A 3,818-nucleotide genomic window follows, 5' to 3' on the forward strand; every position below is an offset into this window, starting at 1 on the left:
ATGCTGCACTTTATGAGGCAAAAAGTTTGCCGTTTCAAGAGATTTTGAAAAGAACATCTATTGCGGAACAAGAGCTTCAAAACTATTTAATGGATGAAGAATTTCTCCTATTTGGCGGAAAAGAGTACACCCTGTTTATAATCAAGGAATCAATTGAAAAAGATATGATGACTCTCTTACAGGATTTCCACGGTGAAAGTCCTTTGAAAGCAGGGATGAATAGGGCAGAGCTCTTGCAATTAACTAGTAAACAATACCCTAAGAAACTAGCAGAATTTGTGTTAGAGCAGGGGATTGAAACAAGTGTTTTCGGTAAGAAGGATCAATTTGTTTTTCTGAGCGAATTTAAGCCTCATGTACCAAAAAGCTGGCAGAAGCGCACCGAAAATATGCTTGCAGATTTGAAAAAAGACGGATTAAAGGTTAAGTATTTAAATGATTATATTTCGAAAGCCGGTATTCCAAGTGATTTAATATTAGACCTAACGAAGTTTCTAACGGATATCGAAGAAGTGATCTCCCTTGACGAACAATTCTATTGGCATGCGGAGCACTTCAATAAAGCTGTTGAACAATTAAGAGCAAGAACCACTACAGAATTTGAAGTAGGTGATGCAAAAGACATCCTCGATCTTTCTCGTAAGTATATGATCCCATTTCTAGAGAAGCTTGATTCTTTAGATTATACGAAGAGAGTCGAAAATAAAAGGGTGTGGCAGGACAGAGCATAAATTCATGGGGGAAGCTGATTACAATCAGCTTCTTTTTTTCGTGTTAAACAAATAATTAACTTGCTTTATTTATCTAGGGGTTACTTAGATCTAGTTTTTAGGATTAAATACCTATGGATTTTGGGGGATCCTTGCATTATCGCCAGTTTTGACATCTATAGGATTGAATTACTAACCGAGCCAATTTTTACATATAGGATTTTAATAGAATTATTACTAAAATAAGGGTGTATAAGAAAAAATAAGGAGTGGTCACCATGAGAAAGCAACTACTGACAATGACTGCAGCAGCTGTCTTAGTATTTACTGCATTTCAGAATCCTGCAAGTGCTCACGAATTGACTTATCAAGTCCGATCGGGTGATATGTTATGGAAAATTGCCCAAGTAAACAATCTATCTATTAGTCAGCTTATGGAATGGAACAGCCTTACAGATTACGATATCTATCCTGGACAAAGTTTGAATCTAATGGCACCACATAATCATGATGAAGAAGTTAATAGAGAAGCAGATTACTATATTGTCAAAAGTGGTGATACATTATGGGGAATTGCCAATTCTAATAAACAAACGATTGACGCATTAAAAAGTTTGAATAATCTGAATTCTAGCTTTATTTATCCTGGACAAAAACTACTTATCAAGTCAGCTCAGCCTGCCCCTCCAGTTGATCGACCTGATTCAATTAATACATATACAGTCCAAAATGGAGATTCTCTTTGGAAAATAGCAACTGAACATAATTTATCTGTTTCACAGTTAATGTCTATGAATAGTTTAAATTCTAATGTCATTTATGTAGGTCAAAAAATAACGGTTCAACAGGCACCTGCAACTCAAATTAAAGAAAGTGCAGTTTCAAAGGTTGATGCTCTGATTGCTGAAGCAAAGAAATATATAGGTGTGCCTTATGTTTGGGGAGGGAGCTCACCTGCGGGATTTGATTGCAGCGGCTACTTAAACTATGTTTTTAATCATGCAGGAATATCTTTTCCGCGAACAGTCTTAACCATTTGGAATGCAACAAAGCCAGTTTCATCACCAAACATAGGGGATATTGTGTTCTTTAATACTAGTTCATCAGGTCCATCACATGCAGGAATTTACCTAGGAAACAATAAATTTATCCACTCTGGATCGTCTACTGGGGTCATAATTAGCGATATGACTCTAACCTATTGGAAAACCCGTTACTTGGGTGCGAAAACTGCCTTTTAAATTAGATCTTTTTTGTTTGCAGAAAAAAGTAAACCAAGCCACTAACAAGGGCTTGGTTTACTAGTGTTTATTCGATCATTTCTGATAAAACGTAATGATAGAGTAATTTAGCTGTATTATCAATGGAAGACTTATGAGTACGTTCAAAAGCATGGGATGAATCAATTCCAGGTCCAACTAAGCCATGGACGATATCATGACCTGACCGGATTGCGGCAGATGCATCTGATCCATAAAATGGATAAATATCTAGCTTATAATCTATTTGGTTATCCACTGCAAGCTGAACAAGTTTTTTTCTTAAACCATAGTGGTAAGGTCCGCTAGCATCCTTTACACAAATAGATACTGTGTATTCATCAGTAGATTGACCATCACCCATGGCTCCCATATCAACAGCCAAATATTCAACTGTTTCTGGAGTAATATTTGAATTACCACCATAACCAATTTCCTCATTATTAGAGATTAAAAAATGGGTCGTATAGGGCAGTTCGATTTTCTCGGTCTTGATTTGTTTAATTAATAACAGAAGAATGGCTACGCTTGCCTTATCATCTAAATGTCTTGATTTAATAAATCCAGACGGTGTTATTTCCACTCTAGGGTCAAATGAGACAAAATCTCCGACCTCAATGCCTAAGGTACGAACATCCTCAGCATTTTTTACTACTTCATCTAAACGCACTTCCATATTATCCTGGTTTCTTTCAGCCTTGCCTGCATCTTTGTATACGTGGACGGACGTTTGATGCATTAAGATTGTCCCGGTATATTTTTTTCCTGATGCCGTTTCAATCTCGCAATATTCCCCTTCAATTGAGTTATATTTAAATCCGCCAATTAGGTCAATCTTTAACCTTCCGCTCGGTTTAATTTCCTTAACGATGGCACCAAGTGTGTCTACATGAGCTGTAAGCATTCGATGGTTCGTATCATCCTGGCCGCCGATCGTTGCAATTAGACCGCCTTTGCGATTTCTTTTTGTTTCGACCTTTAATTCTTTTAAATAATTTTCAACAAATGTGATGACTTCATTTGTATTTCCAGATGGACTTGGAATGGATACAAGCTTAGAAATTAATTGAAAAATCTCATCTGTAATTGGATATGACATATGTATGGCCCCTCTCTATGAAAATCGTGGATCTTCCCTATTATACTGCTTTATACATTCATAATAAATTATTAAGAGGCATGCATGATAACCGAAATGGTGCAATTAGCATGCCTTACCATGATTAATGAATTTTTTCAAGCTCTGACGTAACTGAGAACTTTTCCGTATTCTTTTCTGATGAAACAAATTCCTGCTTAACCATCCCCATCCCAGGTGCCCAATACTTTCGGATAATCGTCTCATTTTCCTTATCATACTGTTCGATGATGACGACATTTTTTACTTTACCAATAGGGAGCAACAGCTCCGCATTTGTATGACTTATTGTAAAGCCATTAAATGATTTCTCGACTTGTAATGGTTTTATTAAAAGTGGGACAAGGTTAAATTGCTTTTCTAACTCTGCCAAAGGTGGAATCTCTTCATCATAGAATTCAGGCCGATCATAAACCTGATAAATTCCTTTATCCGTTAATTTATAAATTTTTAATATTCTAGTTCCGCCATTTTCAACAATAGAAGGAAGATAGCTGTCTGTTCTTTGATAAAAAAATTCAGTAAAGGCTGCATATTCATTCCCTTCACCTCGGTATACATATGTTTTATTCTCTTGAGGAAAATACTCTTCAATTTTTATTTCTTCTGCAGTCCCTTTTGGTTTTGGTGATTCCGCTTTTTTTTCAGCACATCCCGTTAATAAAAGAAATCCAATGAGCAGAAATAAGTACTTGTTCATAATTTTAACTC

At 36.1% G+C, this 3,818-nt stretch carries 4 protein-coding genes; 2 read left to right on the plus strand and 2 right to left on the minus strand.

Annotated elements, in window-relative coordinates:
• Window positions 1-731: SelB domain-containing protein (locus V7149_RS06185; RefSeq protein WP_335344779.1), on the plus strand; the 731-nt coding region annotated here is incomplete at its 5' end.
• Between the two features lie 257 nt (window positions 732-988).
• Window positions 989-1,951 (plus strand): C40 family peptidase, encoded by a 963-nt coding sequence (locus V7149_RS06190; RefSeq protein WP_335344780.1) that lies wholly within the window; start codon window positions 989-991, stop codon window positions 1,949-1,951.
• A 67-nt stretch (window positions 1,952-2,018) separates the two neighbouring features.
• On the opposite strand, the gene V7149_RS06195 is transcribed toward V7149_RS06190, so the two are convergent.
• Both V7149_RS06195 and V7149_RS06200 read right to left on the minus strand, forming a co-directional pair.
• A complete protein-coding gene (locus V7149_RS06195; RefSeq protein WP_335344781.1) occupies window positions 2,019-3,068 on the minus strand; it encodes a M42 family metallopeptidase in 1,050 nt (349 codons plus the stop codon).
• 124 nt (window positions 3,069-3,192) lie between these two features.
• Window positions 3,193-3,818: hypothetical protein (locus tag V7149_RS06200; RefSeq protein WP_335344782.1), on the minus strand; the 626-nt coding region annotated here is incomplete at its 5' end.

Source organism: Bacillus sp. JJ1503, from assembly GCF_036965125.1.
In the GTDB taxonomy this organism is placed as follows: Bacteria; Bacillota; Bacilli; order Bacillales; family Cytobacillaceae; genus Cytobacillus.